Consider the following 17,386-nt stretch of genomic DNA (forward strand, 5'->3'; position numbering starts at 1 on the left):
AAATTTTTTAAGCTGAATTCAAATTGTAAGTGAAATTCGTGGCAAAAAAACTAATATCAAACAACATGAGCATCCAAGCCTTTTTAGAAAAAGTAAAACAAACTCCAAACAAAATAACATTCCCTGAAACTATTGCAGTAATCGAGGAAAATTACAACTTTACCCCAACTGCTTTCCAGAACGGAACGCAGCATAATGCAGCGGGAGAAAACTCAGGTTCTTGTAAATTATTCTCTTTCGCAAAACTGCAAAACTTAAGCAAAGACGAAACTTTAGCCTGTTTTGGAGCTTTTTATTTCGAAGAAGTTTTAGGAGATCCCAATGGAACGAATCATCAAAACATTAGAAATTTCATCAACTTAGGCTGGGACGGAATTCAGTTTGAAGGAAATGCTTTGGAGTTGAAATAATTTTAGATTTTAGAGTGTAGATTTTAGAATTTTTTTTGAAAACTAATACACTCTAAAAGACCGCATTAAAGTTAAAACAGGAAATTTGCCACAGATTAAAAGATTAGCACAGATTAAAAAATCCTTAAAATCATTTATCACGATTAGCTATCGGGAGTGGCAAAAAAAATAAATATCAGATTAAACGATTTTCGATTTCTTCAATCTAAAATCTAAAATCAAAAATCTACAATAAAAAAATGCGTTGGACATTAAAACCAAAACCTTCTGAAGATCAAGTCAAACATTTGGCACAAGCCCTTAATGTAGAAGATTTTGTAGCAACACTTTTGATTCAGCGTGGCATTGCAACTTTTGAAGACGCTAAGAATTTCTTTCGCCCTTCGCTAGAACATCTTCACGATCCGTTCCTGATGAAAGACATGGATAAAGCGGTTGCACGAATAGAATTAGCGATTGAAAACCAGGAAAACATTTTGGTTTTTGGCGATTATGATGTCGACGGAACGACTGCCGTTTCTTTGGTTTCGGCTTATTTAAAATCGCATTATCCCAATATTGCCACTTATATACCGGATCGTTATGCCGAAGGTTACGGAATTTCTTTTAAAGGAATTGACTTTGCTGATGATAACGGATTTTCATTAATCATAGCACTAGACTGCGGAATAAAATCTATTGATCATATCGCCTACGCGAAAGAAAAAAACATCGATTTTATTATTTGTGATCACCACCGCCCCGGAGAATTTCTTCCGGATGCCGTTGCAATTCTGGATCCAAAAAGAGAGGATTGTTTTTATCCGTACGATGAATTGTGCGGTTGCGGCGTGGGTTTTAAATTGATTCAGGCTTTAGGAACAAACAGAAATGAAACAATAGAAGATTTAGTTCCGTATCTGGATTTGGTTGCAACAGCAATTGCAGCCGATATTGTACCCATAACAGGCGAAAACAGAGTTTTGGCTTATTTTGGTTTGCAGGTTATCAATGCAGATCCGAGACCCGGAATTAAAGCTTTGGTACATCAGGTAAAAAAGAAAACACTTGATATAACTGATGTTGTCTTTATTATTTCACCCCGAATAAATGCTGCCGGAAGAATCAAACACGGTAATCATGCGGTTGAATTATTGACGGAATTTAATTTTGAACAAGCACAACAATTTGCATCCGAAATAGAGCAATACAACTCAGACCGAAAAGATCTCGACAAACAAATTACTAAAGAAGCTTTTCAGCAAATTATACAAAATCAGGAAGAAGAACGATTTTCAACAGTTGTTTTTCAGGAAGACTGGCACAAAGGCGTGATCGGAATTGTGGCTTCAAGATTAATCGAAACTTATTATCGACCTACTTTGGTTTTTACCAAAAGCGGCGATAAATATGCGGCATCTGCAAGATCTGTAAAAGGATTTGATGTGTATAACGCTCTTGATGCCTGTTCGCAACATTTAGAACAATTTGGAGGCCATATGTATGCAGCTGGAATGACTTTGAAAGCTGAAAACTATAAAACCTTTAAAGATGCTTTTGAAAAACAAGTCGAGGAAACCATTTTACCTGAAATGCGAACTCCGGAAATTGAAATTGATGCCGAAATTAATTTTAGTGACATTACACCAAAACTAATCCGGATTTTAAAACAATTTGAGCCTTTTGGCCCCCTGAACATGACACCCGTTTTTATGACGAAAAATGCAAAAGACACGGGCTACGCTAAAACTTTAGGTGCAGATGAAGAACATTTGAGACTTTTTGTAAAACAGAACAGCTCAGACGGAATTGCCGCCATAGGTTTTGGCCTTGGCAAAAAAATAAACATCGTAAAAAATCAAAATCCTTTTCAGTTAGCTTATTCTTTAGCTGAAAACGAATGGAACGGAACTGTTTCTACCCAACTTATGCTTAAAGACATTAGAACAAATGACAACTAAAACAAACAAGCAAGATCCTTATCAGGCGTTACGTTACAGAGAATTTAATGTATTTCTACTATTGCGTTTCGCTATGGTTTTTGCCTGGTCGATGCAATTTATTGTTATTGAATGGGAAGTGTATAGTCTAACCAAAGATCCGCTTTCTCTAGGACTTATTGGTTTAATGGAAGTAATTCCTGCCGTTGGTATGGCATTATTTGCCGGACATATGGTCGATCAGCGAGAGAAAAAAGGTTTATTGGTAAAATGTATTCTTGGGTTTTCGGTAATTAGCTTTGGACTTTTTTTACTAACCTGGCCAAAAATTGTTAACGGTTGGTCTACTGGAGCCATATTATATTCGATTTACTTTTTAGTTTTTATTGGCGGACTGGTTCGTGCTTTTTTAGGGCCAACTATATTCTCGCTTTTATCTTTAATTGTACCCAAAAAAGTATATCCTAATGCTGCAACATGGAGCAGTTCGGTTTGGCAAATTGGGTCAGTTTTAGGACCTGCAATTGCCGGATTTTCTATCAATTATATTGGGGTTCACTGGTCGATGTGTTCTGTGTTTGCGTGTTCGCTTTTTGCTTTAATTGCTTTATCCCAAATCAGTAAAAAACCAATCCTGAATCCTAAAATAGGCGAACCCATTATGGAAAGCCTTAAAGAAGGTTTAAAGTTCGTTTTTAATAATAAAACGATTTTAGGAGTGCTTTCACTTGATATGGTTGCCGTTCTTTTCGGCGGAGCCGTTGCGTTATTACCTGTATTTGCTCAGGATATTTTAAAAGTTGGTCCAGAAGGTTTTGGTGTTTTAAGAGCTGCTCCGGCAGTTGGTGCTTTTATCACAATGATGATTTCAGCTTATGTTCCTTTATACAAAAAAGCGGGAATGAAACTTTTAGGAGCCATTTTTGTTTTTGGATTATCGATTATTCTATTTGGAGTTTCCACTATTTTCTGGATTTCTGTATTCGCATTATTTTTAAGTGGACTTGCTGACGGAATTTCGGTTGTAATTCGCCAAACTATTTTACAGCTTAAAACTCCAGATCATATGCGTGGTCGTGTCGCTGCCGTAAACTCAATGTTTGTAGGATCATCCAACGAATTAGGCGCTTTTGAAAGTGGTTTAACAGCAAAATTAATGACACCCGTTATTTCGGTGGTTTTTGGTGGAAGTATGACCTTACTGACCGTTTTAGGCTTTGGTTTAAAATCTCCTACTTTTAGAAACTTAGATCTTCGTAAAGACATGGAAGATCATCAAAACATGGAATAACAAATGAAGAAAATATTTTTATTATTGTTGCTTTCCATTTCATTGCTAGTTAGCAGCCAAACACTTTATATTAAAACCTACGGAAACAAAAACGACAAGCCCATTATTTTTATTCATGGCGGTCCAAGCGGCAATGCTACACTTTTTGAAGGCACTAATACTGCAGAAGAACTATCAAAGAAAGGTTTTTTTGTCATAGCTTACGATCGAAGAGGTGAAGGAAGATCTGCAGATCCTGAGGCGAAATTTACTTATGATGAAGCTTTTCAGGATTTAAATGCAATTTACAAAAAGTATAATTTAAAGAAAGCCACACTTCTTGCGCACAGTTTTGGCGGATTGGTAGCAACTTTATATACCGAGAAATACCCTCAAAATGTAAGTAATCTTATTTTGGCTGGAGCTTTATTTTCTCAACAGGAAACGTACAACCATATTTTGGATTCGGTTAAAAAAATATATACTGCAAAGAATGATTTGGCCAAACTCGATAAAGTGGCTCTTGTTGAAAAACTTGATAAAAATTCTGCCGAATATCGAAAAGGATGTTTTGAACTTGCCGGAGAAAATAATTTCTTTAAAATACCAAATCCAACTGCCGAATCTAAAAAGCTATATGCAGATTATGATGCAAGTATTTTTTATCAAACCAATATCCGAAATAAAAATGCTCCGGTACTTTTCTATAAAAACGAAAAACAAAACAATATTGACAGCAGACCTTTTTTAAATAAAATAAAAAGCAAAGGCATTCCTATTTATGCGATTTACGGGAAACAAGATGGCGTATTTTCAACAAAACAAATTAGCTCTATTAGGAATTTAGCGGGTAAAAATCATTTTGCTTTACTGGATAATTGTTCGCACTATCTATTTGTAGATCAACAAAAAGAGTTTTTATCTCATATCGAAAAATGGCTTAAATAAAGTTTTAAACCATATAAGTGATATAAGTTCATTTAAAAAAAAGGGTTTAACTTAAATTTTTCTCATACCATTTATATCGTTTGTAATTTTCTAAACTTTATGACTTTTTTATTTAGAATTAATATAAATAATATTTATATTTGTTGTAATAAAGGAATTTATAATGAGAGAAATAGAACAATTATACCACAACAACTTTGGCATTGCTTTCTACTGGAAAAAGGATAACGAAATTATAACTGATAAAATACAATTGGTTTTTAAGGAAACCGGATTCTATTTTACAGTACAGGAATTAAATTATTTTTGCGATTTAATTGAGGGCAGCATGATCGAAAATGCTTGTTGTGAAGCTTGTGAATTAAAAAACTCATGTCATAAATTTTTACTTAAAACGCCATGCGATTCGATCGATTTAGCAGTTTCTGTAAAAGAATTAAAATCGATTAAAGATCTGGTTGAAGGTTCATTATTCAGGATTGAACTAGACGAATATGTTTACGGAGCCGGATTAAATTAACGCACATTCTAAATATTTTAACAACATTTTTTCATTATTGAAATATATTTTGATTTTATACAAAAAAAAGTATATTTACAGCAATGAAAAAAACACGCATTCTTTTTGCCGTTGTTATTTTGATCGCTTTTTTCGCAAGCTGCAAAAACGAATCTGACAACTACATTGATCCTCGCGGAACCGATTATGCCGGTTCCGAAAGCTGCATTCAGTGCCATCAGGTACAATACAATATGTCTTTGCAAAGTTCTCACTTTAAAGCTACTGCTCCCGCAATTTCAGGAAATGTTTTAGGTAATTTCGACAAGGGCAATCATACTTTTATTTATGATAAAGATACTAAGCTGGTCATGGAAAAACGTAACGACAGTCTTTATCAGGTTCTATATAAAAATGGAAAAGAAGTTCAGGCCCATCGATTTGAAATTGTTTTTGGCAGCAAACACGCACAAACATCGGTTTATTGGAGAAACAACAATACTTACGAATTGCCGCTTTCCTATTATAATGCTATAAATAACTGGGCAACAAGTCCTGGATTTCCTGCCGAAAAGCCCTATTTTGACCGAAAAATAGAGAGAGATTGCTATGCCTGCCACAGTTCAAATATTAGCAGCAGGAGCGTAAATCAGAAATCTGACGAAGTAAATTTTCTATCTGCAGATGTTGAAGATGTAATTAATAAAAAAACAATTGTTTACGGAATTGACTGTGAACGCTGTCACGGACCTGCAAAAAAACATGCAGAATTTCATCTGAAAAATCCAGATATAAAAGTAGCCAATAGCATTGTAAGTTATAAAACATTAAACAGACAACAAAAGTTAGATGCCTGTGCACTTTGTCATGCAGGAAATGACGGAATGAAAATGAAATCCCGCTTTGATTTTAAGCCTGGAGATAATTTATCTGAATTTTACAGAAGTACCAGAGACCCTAATGACACAACATTTGACGTACATGGAAATCAATTTCGTTTAATGTCGCAAAGTAAATGTTTTATCAAAAGCGAAAAAATGGATTGTATTACTTGCCATAATCCACATGAAAATGCGTCTAAAAATTTAGCCTCCTATTCTAAAATTTGCATGAGCTGCCATCAGGGTTTAAAACATAATGACACAACTTTAAAAACAATGTCCGGAAGTTTACTGGCTAATAATTGCGTTGAATGCCATATGCCAAAAAAGATGTCTAATGCTATTAAATTTCAAATTTCTAACAGCAAACAAATGTCGAATTATATTTTAAGAACACACAAAATTGGAATTTATTCAGGTAATAAAAAATAATTATTCCCCGAATTTTTTAAGTTCAAAAGTTTCTCCATCAAACACACCATAGGTAAAATAACCAATCCAGTCACCTAAATTTACATATTTGGCATCTTGGCCAACCTCAATAATCATGGGTAAATGGCGGTGACCAAAAATAAAGTAATTGTAATGTTGGGTTTCGAGTTTGCGTTTGGCGTATAAAACCAGCCATTCGTTCTCCTCGCCTAAAAATTTTACATCTTCGGCACCTGAAATGAGTTTATTTTTTACTGATAAATATTGAGCCAGACTTACGCCAACATCAGGATGCAGCCAACGAAAAAGCCATTTAGAAAACGGATTTGTAAAAACCTTTTTCATTCGTTTATAGCCTTTATCACCAGGACCTTTTCCGTCGCCGTGACCAATCAGGAATGTTTTTCCGTTAAAAGTAAATTCTTTGTTATCATGATAAACCGGAATATTCAATTCGGTTTGAAAGTAATCGTTCATCCATAAATCGTGATTTCCCACGAAAAAATAAATCGGGATTCCGCTATCGCGAATTTCCGCCAATTTGCCTAAAACCCGCACAAAACCCTTTGGAACAACTGTTTTATATTCGAACCAAAAATCGAATAAATCACCTAATAAAAAAATAGCTTCCGCATCCTGTTTCACCTCATCGAGCCATGCGACAAATTTTTGTTCGCGCGGCAAACTCAACTCAGGCGTTGGAGCACCAAAATGCTGATCAGAAGCGAAATATACTTTTTTCATTTAGATTATTAGATTGTTAGACTTCTTAGAATACTAGACTTCTTAGATTATTAGACTTAACCTTTTGTCATTCTGAACGAAGTCATAGAATTGGAATTTGGAATTTAATTTTTAGATATTGTCAGATGCGTACCATTCGGCAAACGATGATTCTGTTTCCTGAAGTTTAAGTGAGAAAAGAGAAATATCTTTTGGTAAACGTGCAATAATTCGATCTGCAAAATCAACTACCATGTTTTCGCTTGTTGGCTGATAATCAACTAAAATTACGTGATGTCCACGATTTTTCAATTCATTTGCCAATTCGATATGAGGTGTAGTTTCGTTAAAAACCGTTGCATGATCAAACTGATCGACGATTTCTTCTTTTACAATTTTCTTTAAGTCCGAAAAATCAATTACCATTCCGAACTTTACATTCGATCGATCTGTGATTGGCGAACCAATAACCGTTACCGATAATTTATAACTATGTCCGTGAACGTTTTTGCATTTTCCGTCGTAACCGTACAAAGCATGTCCGGTTTCGAAACTAAATTGCTTTGTAATTCTGATATTACTCATCGATTTGAATTTTAGGTTGCAAATTTACAAATTAATAACCGTTTTCGTCTCTTTTTTTAGCTCTGTTATACATCCAATATGCAATTAGAATCAAAACGACGAAAGGAATAAACGATCCGATGATCACTCCAATCTGATAACTGCCATCAGGAGCTGTTTTAATTTTCTCTGCAACATCGACTTTTTGAAATAATGAAATGATTGTCATAAGTTATAAATTTAATAAATTCCAATATTTTAAAATTCCAAATTCCAATAAAAACTTAATTATATCGAATTTGGAATTTCCTATTTGGAATTTTATTTTTTTTATTTTTTAAACTGCGTCAAAGCCTTTTTTGAAAAATCAGATAAAACCAATTTTCCGGTAATCGCAGCACGTTCTATAAGTAATGATTCCCAATGTTCTGTTCCTTCCCAAATGATTTTCTTCATTTCCTGCAAAGCCTCAGGATTATACAAACTCAATTTTTGGGCAAAATTGGCCACTGCACTATCAAGTTCTTCTGCTTTATGAATTTCCGAAAATAATTTATGTGCTAAAGCCCATTCAGCAGATTTCCATTCTTGTGCAGCTAGCGTCATTTCGGCCATTGCAGCTTTTCCTATTTTGCGCGAAACGGCTGGCTCAATCACAAACGGACCAATACCAATCGCTAATTCTGATAGTTTTACAGCACTTTCAGGAGTTGCCAAAACATAATCGCAAGCCGATATAATTCCGACACCGCCGCCAACAGCTTTTCCCTGAACACGACCGATAATAAGTTTAGAACAATTGCGCATGGCATTTAGCAAATGAGCAAAACCAGAGAAAAACTCAGTTCCCTGCTCCTCATTTTCTACCTGCAAAAGCTCATCAAACGAAGCACCTGAGCAAAACACTCTCGATCCTTCGCTCTGTAAAATAATTACAGACACATTTTCGTTAAGGCTTAAAGAATTAATTTCGGCTGTTAATCGATCCAACAATTGTCTTGGAAAAGAATTACTCGCCGGATGACCAAATTGCACTGTTGCAACAGCATTATTAAAGATAGTTTCCAAAGAACCATTTTGATTTTCTAAACTCATAAAAAATAGTTTTGATCGTAAAGTTACGGTTTTGAAAAATAATTTTACCTGAACGTGATTTGAAATTTGTTTTTTGAAAATTAATTGACTTTATTTGCTATCGCTTTGGGGGATTAGGTTTATTTAATTTTTCAACGCATTATAAAAAGGGGGATTAGCTCATTTGGCTAGAGTACTTGCCTGGCAGGCAAGGGGTGACCGGTTCGAATCCGGTATTCTCCACCAGTAAAATCAAGCACTTACATAACATTTGTAAGTGCTTTTCTTTTTGGTACAAACTATACTGCAACATTTTTGCTATTCCTTTTATAAAATAAGTTAAGACGCACAAAGCTTTGTATTGATTTAGCTTTGTGAACTTTTGCATTGAAAATCACTCTTAAATAAAAATCTTTGCGTTCTCTGCGGTAAAAAATAATTAGTTAGTATAATTTAACCTCTGTAACAATTCTTCAAACAAATCGTCTATATAACATTAAACAAATTTCAGCATAAAAGAACATTTTGCTTCATTTACAAAACAGACAACCAATAACATAAACCAGAACTGACCGTATGAAAAATAAAATCTTACTACTATTTTTATTTTTGACAACCCTAGCATTTGCTCAAAAACCAACTTTTAAGATTAAATATTCTGAGCAATTGGCAGTTTTTGTTTTTCTGCAAAGTCTCTCAGAGAATTACCCTGAAAATGTTTTCAAAACTGAATTTGAAAAATCAAAATACAATACAGAAAAATACAAAACCATCATTTCAAACTTCGATAAACTAAATATTTACTACAGTTATCCATTTGACGAATATCCGTTTGGCTCCAAAAAAACAATGCAAACAGAAGATATCGTGAAAAAAAATCTGATTGAAACCGAAAACCTAACAGATTTCAAACTTCGAACTATTGGCTTTATTTCCAGTAAAACGCTGAGTGATTTTGCCGAAAGCATTTCAGCATTTACCCCAATTTACAACGAACTAATCTATAATCCCAATAAAGAAAAATTCGAAAAACAAATCGAAGAAATTAAAAAATATTCTAACGAGCATAGTATCGAAAACTATTTTCAAACAGGATTAACATTTTACAATTCCAGCTGGGACAATTCAATTCCTTTCGAAATAGCTTTTTATCCCCTTCCCAATTCTCAGGGATTTACAGCACAAGCATTCTGCAACAACTTTATTAGCGCAGTACAAACCGACTTAAAATCGCATAAAGATTTGTTTAGTGTAATGCTGCACGAAACGTATCATATTATTTATGACGAGCAATCACTTGAAGTAAAAACCCAAATTGATCGCTATTTCAAAGAAAGCAAATCAAAATACAGCAATTACGCCTATCAGCTTATGAACGAAGCTTTGGCAACCGCATTAGGAAACGGTTATGTTTACGAAAAACTAGACGGAAAAATGGATTCCGAAGACTGGTATAATAAAAAATACATCAGTCTTATGGCAAAGCAAATTTATCCCTTAGTAACAGAATATATTGACCAAAAGAAACCTATGGATAAAAACTTTATCGACAGTTACATCAATCTCTACGAAGTAAATTTTCCGGAATGGATAAACGAACTCAATAACATAATGAGTTACCGATATGTTCTAACCGAAAACAAAGAAGACATCAATGCGATAAGAAAAATGTATCGTTATCGTTCCAGAACCGAAGAAGAATATCAAATTACAAAAAGCAGCATTGAAAAAATGAAAACAACATCGCTTACAAAAGTGATCGTCATCTCAAAAAACAGTGCCGAAAAGATCAAACTATTAAAAAATGAATTCCCGGAATTAAAAAACTGGAACCCCAATGCCAACAAGGAATTTGCAAACATGATTTTATTAAACGACAAAAGTCAATTGATTGTGCTGAACCAAAAAACAGCAACAATCGAAACACTTTTTAAATCCATAAAATAAATATTATTAAGCCCAACCGTTACACAAAATTATAAAAGAAATCAAGAGTCAGTTTATCAATTGGTTCTTGATTTCTTATTTTTCACTCGCATTGTTGTCAAAATCCGGTTCGTCTTCTTCGGGTTTCTTAAAATCATTGTTCAGTAAATCGGTTAACTTCTTTTTCTCTTTCTGATTCTTTTTTGTAGTCAATACCACTAAAATAATCGCCACCGCAACTACAATTCCTATTATTATCCAATTGATATCCATAACGCTAATTTTTATTAAAGTTAATGATTTAAACTTGTAGAACATTATCAAAACGTTAAACCTGAAGTATCATAAAATTCAGGAGCAGAAACCCAAGTTTTCAAAAAGAACATTAGTCCTGCTCTCCACTGTATCTTTTCCCTGCTAAAGAAGCAGGAAAAAGGATGCCGTTTCGATCAGGGCTAAACGAGAAGTTTTTAGTTTTATTAGAAACATTTTTCTTTATATTTATATCTGCAAAAAGGCATTTGGTTTTTAATTCACTAAAAACCTTTACAAAACAACACCTCAAATACCGTGAATACATCATCTAATAATTTCAGTGTCGCCCTCACGAAAATGCTTAAAAATCTAAAAAAGCCTTTATCAATTGGCTTGCTATTCTTCATAAGTACCTTTTTAGAAATTTACTGGGCTGTTGGCGAACTTTCGGACAGGATGTCAAGTGGCAATCCTGATGCTTCGTTTTTTGATGATGCTTATTTAATTTCATTGTTTACAACTATCTTTTTGACCATTGTATTTCTTTTTCTTTCCCTCATTAAAAACAAATATTTAAAAGTCACCATTCAATTCATGTTCTTAATTTCAGTTTGGTTTTTCTGGAATTATAGCATTTTTGTCGATCGCGAATCGTCGTGGAGCACCTATACTTTCAACGAAGAAATTTATTACACCCTTTCGGTTTCAATTTTGCCGGTCTTAATTTTATCAATTCCCACAATATTTGGTTTAAATTATATCTTAAAAAGTCATGAACCAAAATAAAAAATCAACAATAGTTTTAAGAGTTTATCTAATTCTTAGTTTGTCTTTGGCAATAGATTGCCTGTTGTACTATTATAAACTCATTAGTTTACGAGGCTATTACAGCGATGTGGTTCTCTACTGGCTGTGGTTTTTAACCAGCTTTGTGGTGATTGTAGTGTTTTGGAAAAAAATTATGGCAAAATTACTTTTGGGAGGAATTATATTAGCCATAATACTGAGTATTTTACCTCTGATGATGCCTTTTTACGCATGGATACTTTCGACTACACCATTAGGATTAATGATGGATAGAAATCTAAATGAAAAATATAGGGCGCAAATTGTAAGCTACAGCGCAATGGCACCACCGTGGCTTGAAGTAATAGAAAAACACGGTTTATTGGAAAAAAGAATATTAAAAAGTACTGATTATCAACTCATGAACGATAATCTAAATGTAAAAATCAGAACAGCAAAAGATATTATTTTTAATCACGAAACTGATAGCACACTTACGCTTACTCTATTTTATGGCGGCCCAAACAAAACCATTACCTTCAACAAAAATACCGGGGAAGTCTTGAACATAAAAACAAATTGAATTGAACTAAAAACAAAACAATATGACACTATTACTCCGTTGGTTACTCGTGCCTATAATAGCAATGATCATATTACTGTTATGGAAAGGCAGTCCAATACTTATAAAATCAGCCTTATTAATTGTTCCGTTGGTTCTCATAGTTAGCTGGTTTGCGCACGAAGGAGCCTTTAGCGGAAGCGGTGGATTAGAAAAACTTTATGGCATATTAACCATAATCGCATTCCTGGTTTGCTACGAAATTGGCATGTTATTTAATCGCTTTTATTTGGCAAAAAAAAGCATCGAAACCGTTCATGACGATATACTTCTCACTATTGGTGCAGTTATATTAGTATTGTCAATTGTATATTTCTTTATAATTATTTCAGAATAAATAAAAAACTAACCTGCCTGATTATGAATCTTAAAATACAATCACTTACAGTTGTCTCATTTATTTTCCTCCTTTCCTGCAACAACAAACAGGAAACCAAAAGCAGTAAACCTCAACTAAATAGAACAACAACTACCCAGAACGATTCTGTACAAACCGATGAACTTCCCAGAAAGGAAAGCATCAATTTATTTACTGTTACTTACAGAGACAGTACTGACGTCGCTTTTGTTTCGCTTTCAGACATTTACCCACTCAACGATACGGCTTCAGACACACTTGCTCTGCCCAATATCGAAAAAATGGAAAAAAAGTCTGCAAAATATTTCACCTTAGATAAAAAATACAGAAATCATTTTTTATCCAAAACCAATATTTCCGAAAACGACTCTTTGTTTGTCTACGATTATGCAAAAAACAAACTGGCATCATTTGCCATAAAAAATCTTAAAGCCGCTGCATGGCTAAACGGTTATTCATCCGAAGAAGACTGGCCTTATCCCAAATACTATTACATGATTGGGTTCGAAATCAGCAAACAAAGTTTAAAAGGGTTTAGCGATTATTATTCTGATGTGATCGTTTATGCAGGCAAAGAAAATCCGTTTGCAAACGAACCATTAAAACCAATTGTCTGGAAAAAAATCCCTGGTAAAGACTATCCATCTAAACCTATGAAAAAAGAAGATCGTGCACTCTTAAAAAGCACCGTTGCTGGCAATACATATTTATATAACACAGCTACTTATCAATATTTTTTACAAGACTATCTCGACAGTGATAAAATAATTTATGCCAGACGCCTTTTGGTAACCAATTCTAAAACCAAAGAAATCATAATCGAAAAGCTTTACAGCCAAAGCGAAGGCACCTCTCCCGCTCCACTCAACGGAGAAAACGGAGATCACTCATTTGATCAATATACAGGTAAACTCTTTAAAAACAAACCACCAGTTGTATTTGGTTTTCAATATGAATCTTTTGGGTGTCCGGCAATTTCCCTTATCGACAAATCAAACGAAGACATTTATATTCAATGCGATAACCGACATTAAATTGATCATTTAGAAAATAAGGAGCAGAAAAATTCATTTTCAAAAAGACCAATTGTCCCGCTCTCGGCTATATCTTTTTCCTGCTCAAGAAGCAGTAAAAAGGATACCGCCTCGATCGGGGCTAAACTAGAAATTTTAGTTTTTATAAGAACTTTTTTTAGTTTCATTACCCAATAATTTAATTAAAACGTTTTCATGAAAATTTCTTTCTGGCTTTATTGTTCAAACTTCGAAGTGTCATTTGATTTTTATCAAAAAGTTTTTAATCTCAAAAACGAAACTTTTTCCAACAAAGCAAAAACTTTCTTTGTACCAATTGATAATCATGCTGAATTAAAAATAAGCACTTTACAGAAACCCCTTAACGAAGGAAATATCGAAATAAACGAAGCAGATATAAATGATGTGTACAATCGTCTCATAAAAAACCAGCTTCCGCAAAGCGATGAATCAGACATAGAAAAGATGCCGGCAGGTACATTTTCAGGTCCTTGGGATTATCCCGGCGGAAAAGCACTTTTTCTAAAAGATCCGGACAATCATTTTATTGTTTTTATGGAGTGGTGATTTAACAATCCCGCTTATTTAAAGAGGAATAGTCATTTGACATACAAATTAAAAAAGCCATTCTAAAGAGAGTGGCGTTTTTGATTGATAAAATAGTAGTTTAAAAACATAACTTATTTTGACTAAAAAATGACTTTTAGAGGAATAGCAGAAAACGGAATTAATTTATTTTTACGATTAGAGATTATGCTTAATTATTTAAACAAAAAATAATATCAGAATAAATCATAAGCTAGAAGCTGTAATCGAAAGTGGGCTGAAAGCCCAAAAGCAATAGCGTAGTGCATCGCACTACGAACTAAAAGCAATCGTGAATATTGCCCTGAAAGGGCCAAAGCAAAAAAATAATATGTCCCAATCACTATCAAAAGTATATGTTCATTTAACATTTAGCACCAAAGGACGTTATCCATTTATTGACCATACTATACAAGAGAGATTATGGCAATATCTTGGCGGAATTTGCAAAGGGTTAGAATGCAATCCAATTCAGATTGGAGGAGATAAAGATCACGTACATATCTTATGTTTATTATCTAAAAAGATTACTCAAATGAAATTGGCAGAAGAAGTAAAAAAGCAATCTTCGAAATGGATAAAAACGATAGATAAAAATTACGCAAAATTTTATTGGCAAGAAGGTTATGGCATTTTTTCTGTCAACCCATCACAACTGGAAATAGTAACACAGTACATTAAAAATCAAGAAGAGCATCATAAAAAACATACATTTAAAGAAGAACTACTGGCTTTTTTAAATAAATACCAAGTAAAATATGATGAACGTTTTCTTTGGGATTAGGCTTTCGCCCTTACAGGGCTGAAAATTGTAATCGTTTTAGTTCATAGTGCTTCGCACTACGCTATTGCTAATGCTCTTTCAGAGCAGTTTACGAAAAATTTAATTTGCAATTTGTAAACAAAAAGAGGTCCGTTAGCGCAATTTGCAATCATCATTATTGGAAACTTTTAAAAATGGGCTGAAAGCCCTAAAAGCAATAGCGTAGTGCAACGCACTACGAATTAAATCAAAAGTGGAAATTGCCCTGAAAGGGCAAAAGAAAATTGAGAATAAAAATTCAAAGAAAAAGGTATTTACTAGAAGAAAATCATGTTAAACATGCTTTTTAAAATTAGGCTTCCACCCTTTCAGGGCTTAAATATTAACCATTATTCATTCATAGTGCTTCGCACCATGCTATTGCTAAGGCTCTTTCAGAGCAATTTTCAAGCATTTTAATTTTGTGATTTGTGCACAAAAAGAGATTTGTTAGCCCAATTTTGCGATTGTAAGTATTCGAAACTTTTAAAAATGGGCTGAAAGCCCTAAAAGCAATAGCGTAGTGCAACGCACTATGAATTAAATCAAAAGTGGAAATTGTCCTGAAAGGGCAAAAGAAAAATGTGTTTTCTAGAAGAACACGATGTTAAACATGTTTTTTGAAATTAGGCTTCCGCCCTTACAGGGCTTAAATATTAACCATTATTCATTCATAGTGCTTCGCACCATGCTATTGCTAAGGCTCTTTCAGAGCAATTTTCCAGCATTTTAATTTTGTAATTTGTGCACAAAAAGAGATTTGTTAGCGCAAATTTGCGATCGTAAGTATTCGAAACTTTTAAAAATGGGCTGAAAGCCCTAAAAGCAATAGCGTAGTGCAACGCACTATGAATTAAAAGCAATTGTGAATATTGCCCTGAAAGGGCAAAAGAAAAATGTGTTTTCTAGAAGAACACCATGTTAAACATGTTTTTTGAAATTAGGCTTCCCGCCCTTACAGGGCTTAAATACTAATCATCATTCTGTTCATAGTGCTTCGCACTATGCTATTGCTAATGCTCTTTCAGAGCAACAGCTTTCGAACACTTATGATTTCAATCCGTGCCAGCAAAGAAAATACTTAATGCCCCAAAACCGTAGGCTTTTTAGATTTAACATAAATCAAATCCGGCTCATTATCCCAGGAAATTACGAGACGATCTTTCGTTACTTTTTTAATGATTCCCAAATACCATTTACTACGAGAATAATGCACCCAAAGAGAATCGTTCTTGTAATTGCAATCGTAAACTTTACCATCACTATCGTTTACAAAATAATCAGCATTGATTTCTATTTTATTAAAATTGACTTTTCTGGCAGATTCCCATTTACCGTAACAGTCAGCAATATTTAATGGTTCCTTTTTCTTTCCAAAAGTTAAATTGAAAGATTCTCTTCGCGAGAATTCGTTTAATCCTTTATTTTCTATTTTACTAAAAAACGCTTTTTTATCATAGCTTTTTAGCGGTTTCCAATTAAGATCTAAAATTGAAATTTTAAAATCTTTAGGAAAACCTACTAATGTATCTTTAGCGTGCAAAGGCAATGGAACATATTGTTCCGCTCCTTTGTCTATTACAAGCGGATCGATAACATTGTTTTTTTGTCGTAACTTCCATTCTTCATTTACTTCCCTTACAATATCTATCGAATCGGATTCTTTATAAACCAATTTATATTCCTCTCCGTATTCACTAATAAATTGTTTACGTTTTGCTATGGCAATTTTGATTTCCTGTTTTTTATAAAATTCAATCTCTTTTTCAGAAAATTTAAAATCTATCAAAACCACTACTTTTTCATCACTTTCATTTTTCAGGTTTAAATATCTAAAACCATCTTCAAAGGTTTCCGGCTCCTGTGGTTTTGAAGTTGCAACAAAAGAGAAACAAGAAAGAAGAAAAATCAATTTCAGAAAAACGGGATGAACTCTATATGTGACAGATTCTTGTTTTAATAACCAAAATGAAACCAGAGTACTTATCAAGGCAATATTATCTGAAAAATCTACAACGCGATAAAAACCAAAAAAGTCAATAACAGCTTCTGAAAAAGTGCTCTTCCAAAAAACAAAAAATAAAGCTACAGCAATATGAATTTCTTTGATTCTTTTTGGAAAAAGCACACTCCAAAAAAACGGAAAAGCAAGAAGTCCCACAAAATCAGATAATTTTCCGGTGAGATAATTATGAAAAACAGTTTTAAATATGAGATCATTTAAAAACAGCATCATTAACGAAATAACAAAAACAGGATGCGCTAATCTATTTAAATTTTTTATCATATCTAGCATTA

Annotated in this window: 20 protein-coding genes and 1 tRNA gene; 14 read left to right on the forward strand and 7 right to left on the reverse strand. The window is 33.6% G+C overall.

Going from position 1 to position 17,386, the window contains the following annotated elements; all coding sequences use genetic code 11:
• Positions 1 to 65 precede the first annotated feature (65 nt).
• From FLP_RS06140 to FLP_RS06165, 6 genes are all read left to right on the forward strand, one after another.
• The gene (locus FLP_RS06140) at positions 66 to 410 is read left to right on the forward strand and encodes a HopJ type III effector protein (protein ID WP_065448640.1); all 345 of its coding nucleotides are present in this window, start codon (positions 66 to 68) and stop codon (positions 408 to 410) included.
• A 239-nt stretch (positions 411 to 649) separates the two neighbouring features.
• Positions 650 to 2,350, forward strand: coding sequence for a single-stranded-DNA-specific exonuclease RecJ (gene recJ / locus FLP_RS06145; protein WP_065448641.1), 1,701 nt, complete (start codon positions 650 to 652; stop codon positions 2,348 to 2,350).
• Positions 2,340 to 3,620: an MFS transporter gene (locus FLP_RS06150; RefSeq protein WP_065448642.1), complete on the forward strand. Its 1,281-nt coding sequence runs from the start codon at positions 2,340 to 2,342 to the stop codon at positions 3,618 to 3,620. Before recJ ends, FLP_RS06150 begins: the two co-directional genes overlap by 11 nt.
• A 3-nt stretch (positions 3,621 to 3,623) precedes the next feature.
• Positions 3,624 to 4,547: an alpha/beta fold hydrolase gene (locus FLP_RS06155; RefSeq protein ID WP_065448643.1), complete on the forward strand. Its 924-nt coding sequence runs from the start codon at positions 3,624 to 3,626 to the stop codon at positions 4,545 to 4,547.
• A gap of 163 nt (positions 4,548 to 4,710) precedes the next feature.
• Positions 4,711 to 5,067, forward strand: a complete 357-nt coding sequence (locus FLP_RS06160) for a hypothetical protein (protein WP_065448644.1) — start codon at positions 4,711 to 4,713, stop codon at positions 5,065 to 5,067.
• An 83-nt stretch (positions 5,068 to 5,150) separates the two neighbouring features.
• On the forward strand, positions 5,151 to 6,359 hold the full coding sequence (locus tag FLP_RS06165; protein ID WP_065448645.1) for a cytochrome c3 family protein: 1,209 nt from the start codon (positions 5,151 to 5,153) through the stop codon (positions 6,357 to 6,359).
• Here FLP_RS06165 and FLP_RS06170 read toward each other — a convergent pair whose 3' ends face one another.
• The 4 genes from FLP_RS06170 to FLP_RS06180 form a co-directional block, all read right to left on the reverse strand.
• Positions 6,360 to 7,103, reverse strand: coding sequence for a UDP-2,3-diacylglucosamine diphosphatase (locus FLP_RS06170; RefSeq protein ID WP_065448646.1), 744 nt, complete (start codon positions 7,101 to 7,103; stop codon positions 6,360 to 6,362).
• 111 nt (positions 7,104 to 7,214) lie between these two features.
• Positions 7,215 to 7,667 (reverse strand): 6-pyruvoyl trahydropterin synthase family protein, encoded by a 453-nt coding sequence (locus tag FLP_RS06175; RefSeq protein WP_065448647.1) that lies wholly within the window; start codon positions 7,665 to 7,667, stop codon positions 7,215 to 7,217.
• 31 nt (positions 7,668 to 7,698) lie between these two features.
• Complete coding sequence (locus FLP_RS25405; protein WP_165606649.1) at positions 7,699 to 7,875, reverse strand: hypothetical protein; 177 nt, start codon at positions 7,873 to 7,875, stop codon at positions 7,699 to 7,701.
• A gap of 101 nt (positions 7,876 to 7,976) precedes the next feature.
• On the reverse strand, positions 7,977 to 8,741 hold the full coding sequence (locus FLP_RS06180; RefSeq protein ID WP_065448648.1) for an enoyl-CoA hydratase/isomerase family protein: 765 nt from the start codon (positions 8,739 to 8,741) through the stop codon (positions 7,977 to 7,979).
• A gap of 148 nt (positions 8,742 to 8,889) precedes the next feature.
• On the opposite strand from FLP_RS06180, the gene FLP_RS06185 reads away from it, so the two are divergent.
• Together FLP_RS06185 and FLP_RS06190 are read left to right on the forward strand one after the other, a co-directional pair.
• Positions 8,890 to 8,966, forward strand: a tRNA-Ala gene (locus FLP_RS06185).
• Positions 8,967 to 9,296: 330 nt separating this feature from the next.
• A complete protein-coding gene (locus FLP_RS06190; protein ID WP_065448649.1) occupies positions 9,297 to 10,667 on the forward strand; it encodes a hypothetical protein in 1,371 nt (456 codons plus the stop codon).
• A 75-nt stretch (positions 10,668 to 10,742) separates the two neighbouring features.
• On the opposite strand, the gene FLP_RS25410 is transcribed toward FLP_RS06190, so the two are convergent.
• A complete protein-coding gene (locus FLP_RS25410; protein WP_165606650.1) occupies positions 10,743 to 10,919 on the reverse strand; it encodes a hypothetical protein in 177 nt (58 codons plus the stop codon).
• 339 nt (positions 10,920 to 11,258) lie between these two features.
• On the opposite strand from FLP_RS25410, the gene FLP_RS06195 reads away from it, so the two are divergent.
• From FLP_RS06195 to FLP_RS06210, 4 genes are read left to right on the forward strand one after another with little or no spacing between them, the layout of a single operon-like run.
• A complete protein-coding gene (locus FLP_RS06195) occupies positions 11,259 to 11,687 on the forward strand; it encodes a hypothetical protein (RefSeq protein WP_065448650.1) in 429 nt (142 codons plus the stop codon).
• Entirely contained in the window at positions 11,674 to 12,270 is a 597-nt protein-coding gene (locus FLP_RS06200) for a hypothetical protein (protein ID WP_065448651.1), read from the forward strand. Before FLP_RS06195 ends, FLP_RS06200 begins: the two co-directional genes overlap by 14 nt.
• 22 nt (positions 12,271 to 12,292) lie before the next feature.
• On the forward strand, positions 12,293 to 12,646 hold the full coding sequence (locus FLP_RS06205) for a hypothetical protein (protein WP_065448652.1): 354 nt from the start codon (positions 12,293 to 12,295) through the stop codon (positions 12,644 to 12,646).
• Positions 12,647 to 12,669: 23 nt separating this feature from the next.
• Entirely contained in the window at positions 12,670 to 13,701 is a 1,032-nt protein-coding gene (locus tag FLP_RS06210; RefSeq protein ID WP_083195804.1) for an oxidoreductase, read from the forward strand.
• A gap of 5 nt (positions 13,702 to 13,706) precedes the next feature.
• On the opposite strand, the gene FLP_RS25415 is transcribed toward FLP_RS06210, so the two are convergent.
• Positions 13,707 to 13,868 carry a hypothetical protein gene (locus tag FLP_RS25415; RefSeq protein ID WP_165606651.1) on the reverse strand — a complete coding sequence of 54 codons (162 nt, stop codon included), beginning with the start codon at positions 13,866 to 13,868 and terminating at the stop codon, positions 13,707 to 13,709.
• A gap of 28 nt (positions 13,869 to 13,896) precedes the next feature.
• On the opposite strand from FLP_RS25415, the gene FLP_RS06215 reads away from it, so the two are divergent.
• Together FLP_RS06215 and tnpA are read left to right on the forward strand one after the other, a co-directional pair.
• On the forward strand, positions 13,897 to 14,268 hold the full coding sequence (locus tag FLP_RS06215) for a VOC family protein (RefSeq protein ID WP_065448653.1): 372 nt from the start codon (positions 13,897 to 13,899) through the stop codon (positions 14,266 to 14,268).
• Between the two features lie 310 nt (positions 14,269 to 14,578).
• Positions 14,579 to 15,070: an IS200/IS605 family transposase gene (gene tnpA / locus FLP_RS06220; protein ID WP_207797812.1), complete on the forward strand. Its 492-nt coding sequence runs from the start codon at positions 14,579 to 14,581 to the stop codon at positions 15,068 to 15,070.
• 1,099 nt (positions 15,071 to 16,169) lie between these two features.
• Here tnpA and FLP_RS06225 read toward each other — a convergent pair.
• Positions 16,170 to 17,375 carry a hypothetical protein gene (locus FLP_RS06225; protein WP_123921647.1) on the reverse strand — a complete coding sequence of 402 codons (1,206 nt, stop codon included), beginning with the start codon at positions 17,373 to 17,375 and terminating at the stop codon, positions 16,170 to 16,172.
• Positions 17,376 to 17,386 lie beyond the last annotated feature (11 nt).

The sequence above is a fragment of the Flavobacterium piscis genome (assembly GCF_001686925.1).
GTDB classification, from domain to species: Bacteria; Bacteroidota; Bacteroidia; order Flavobacteriales; family Flavobacteriaceae; genus Flavobacterium; species Flavobacterium piscis.

Bases quoted from the DNA above. Each gene is read 5' to 3' on its own strand.
- FLP_RS06140 (WP_065448640.1), top strand. From the start codon at position 66: ATGAGCATCCAAGCCTTTTTAGAAAAAGTAAAACAAACTCCAAACAAA.
- recJ (WP_065448641.1), top strand. From the start codon at position 650: ATGCGTTGGACATTAAAACCAAAACCTTCTGAAGATCAAGTCAAACAT.
- FLP_RS06150 (WP_065448642.1), top strand. From the start codon at position 2,340: ATGACAACTAAAACAAACAAGCAAGATCCTTATCAGGCGTTACGTTAC.
- FLP_RS06155 (WP_065448643.1), top strand. From the start codon at position 3,624: ATGAAGAAAATATTTTTATTATTGTTGCTTTCCATTTCATTGCTAGTT.
- FLP_RS06160 (WP_065448644.1), top strand. From the start codon at position 4,711: ATGAGAGAAATAGAACAATTATACCACAACAACTTTGGCATTGCTTTC.
- FLP_RS06165 (WP_065448645.1), top strand. From the start codon at position 5,151: ATGAAAAAAACACGCATTCTTTTTGCCGTTGTTATTTTGATCGCTTTT.
- FLP_RS06170 (WP_065448646.1), bottom strand. From the start codon at position 7,103: ATGAAAAAAGTATATTTCGCTTCTGATCAGCATTTTGGTGCTCCAACG.
- FLP_RS06175 (WP_065448647.1), bottom strand. From the start codon at position 7,667: ATGAGTAATATCAGAATTACAAAGCAATTTAGTTTCGAAACCGGACAT.
- FLP_RS25405 (WP_165606649.1), bottom strand. From the start codon at position 7,875: ATGACAATCATTTCATTATTTCAAAAAGTCGATGTTGCAGAGAAAATT.
- FLP_RS06180 (WP_065448648.1), bottom strand. From the start codon at position 8,741: ATGAGTTTAGAAAATCAAAATGGTTCTTTGGAAACTATCTTTAATAAT.
- FLP_RS06190 (WP_065448649.1), top strand. From the start codon at position 9,297: ATGAAAAATAAAATCTTACTACTATTTTTATTTTTGACAACCCTAGCA.
- FLP_RS25410 (WP_165606650.1), bottom strand. From the start codon at position 10,919: ATGGATATCAATTGGATAATAATAGGAATTGTAGTTGCGGTGGCGATT.
- FLP_RS06195 (WP_065448650.1), top strand. From the start codon at position 11,259: ATGCTTAAAAATCTAAAAAAGCCTTTATCAATTGGCTTGCTATTCTTC.
- FLP_RS06200 (WP_065448651.1), top strand. From the start codon at position 11,674: ATGAACCAAAATAAAAAATCAACAATAGTTTTAAGAGTTTATCTAATT.
- FLP_RS06205 (WP_065448652.1), top strand. From the start codon at position 12,293: ATGACACTATTACTCCGTTGGTTACTCGTGCCTATAATAGCAATGATC.
- FLP_RS06210 (WP_083195804.1), top strand. From the start codon at position 12,670: ATGAATCTTAAAATACAATCACTTACAGTTGTCTCATTTATTTTCCTC.
- FLP_RS25415 (WP_165606651.1), bottom strand. From the start codon at position 13,868: ATGAAACTAAAAAAAGTTCTTATAAAAACTAAAATTTCTAGTTTAGCC.
- FLP_RS06215 (WP_065448653.1), top strand. From the start codon at position 13,897: ATGAAAATTTCTTTCTGGCTTTATTGTTCAAACTTCGAAGTGTCATTT.
- FLP_RS06225 (WP_123921647.1), bottom strand. From the start codon at position 17,375: ATGATAAAAAATTTAAATAGATTAGCGCATCCTGTTTTTGTTATTTCG.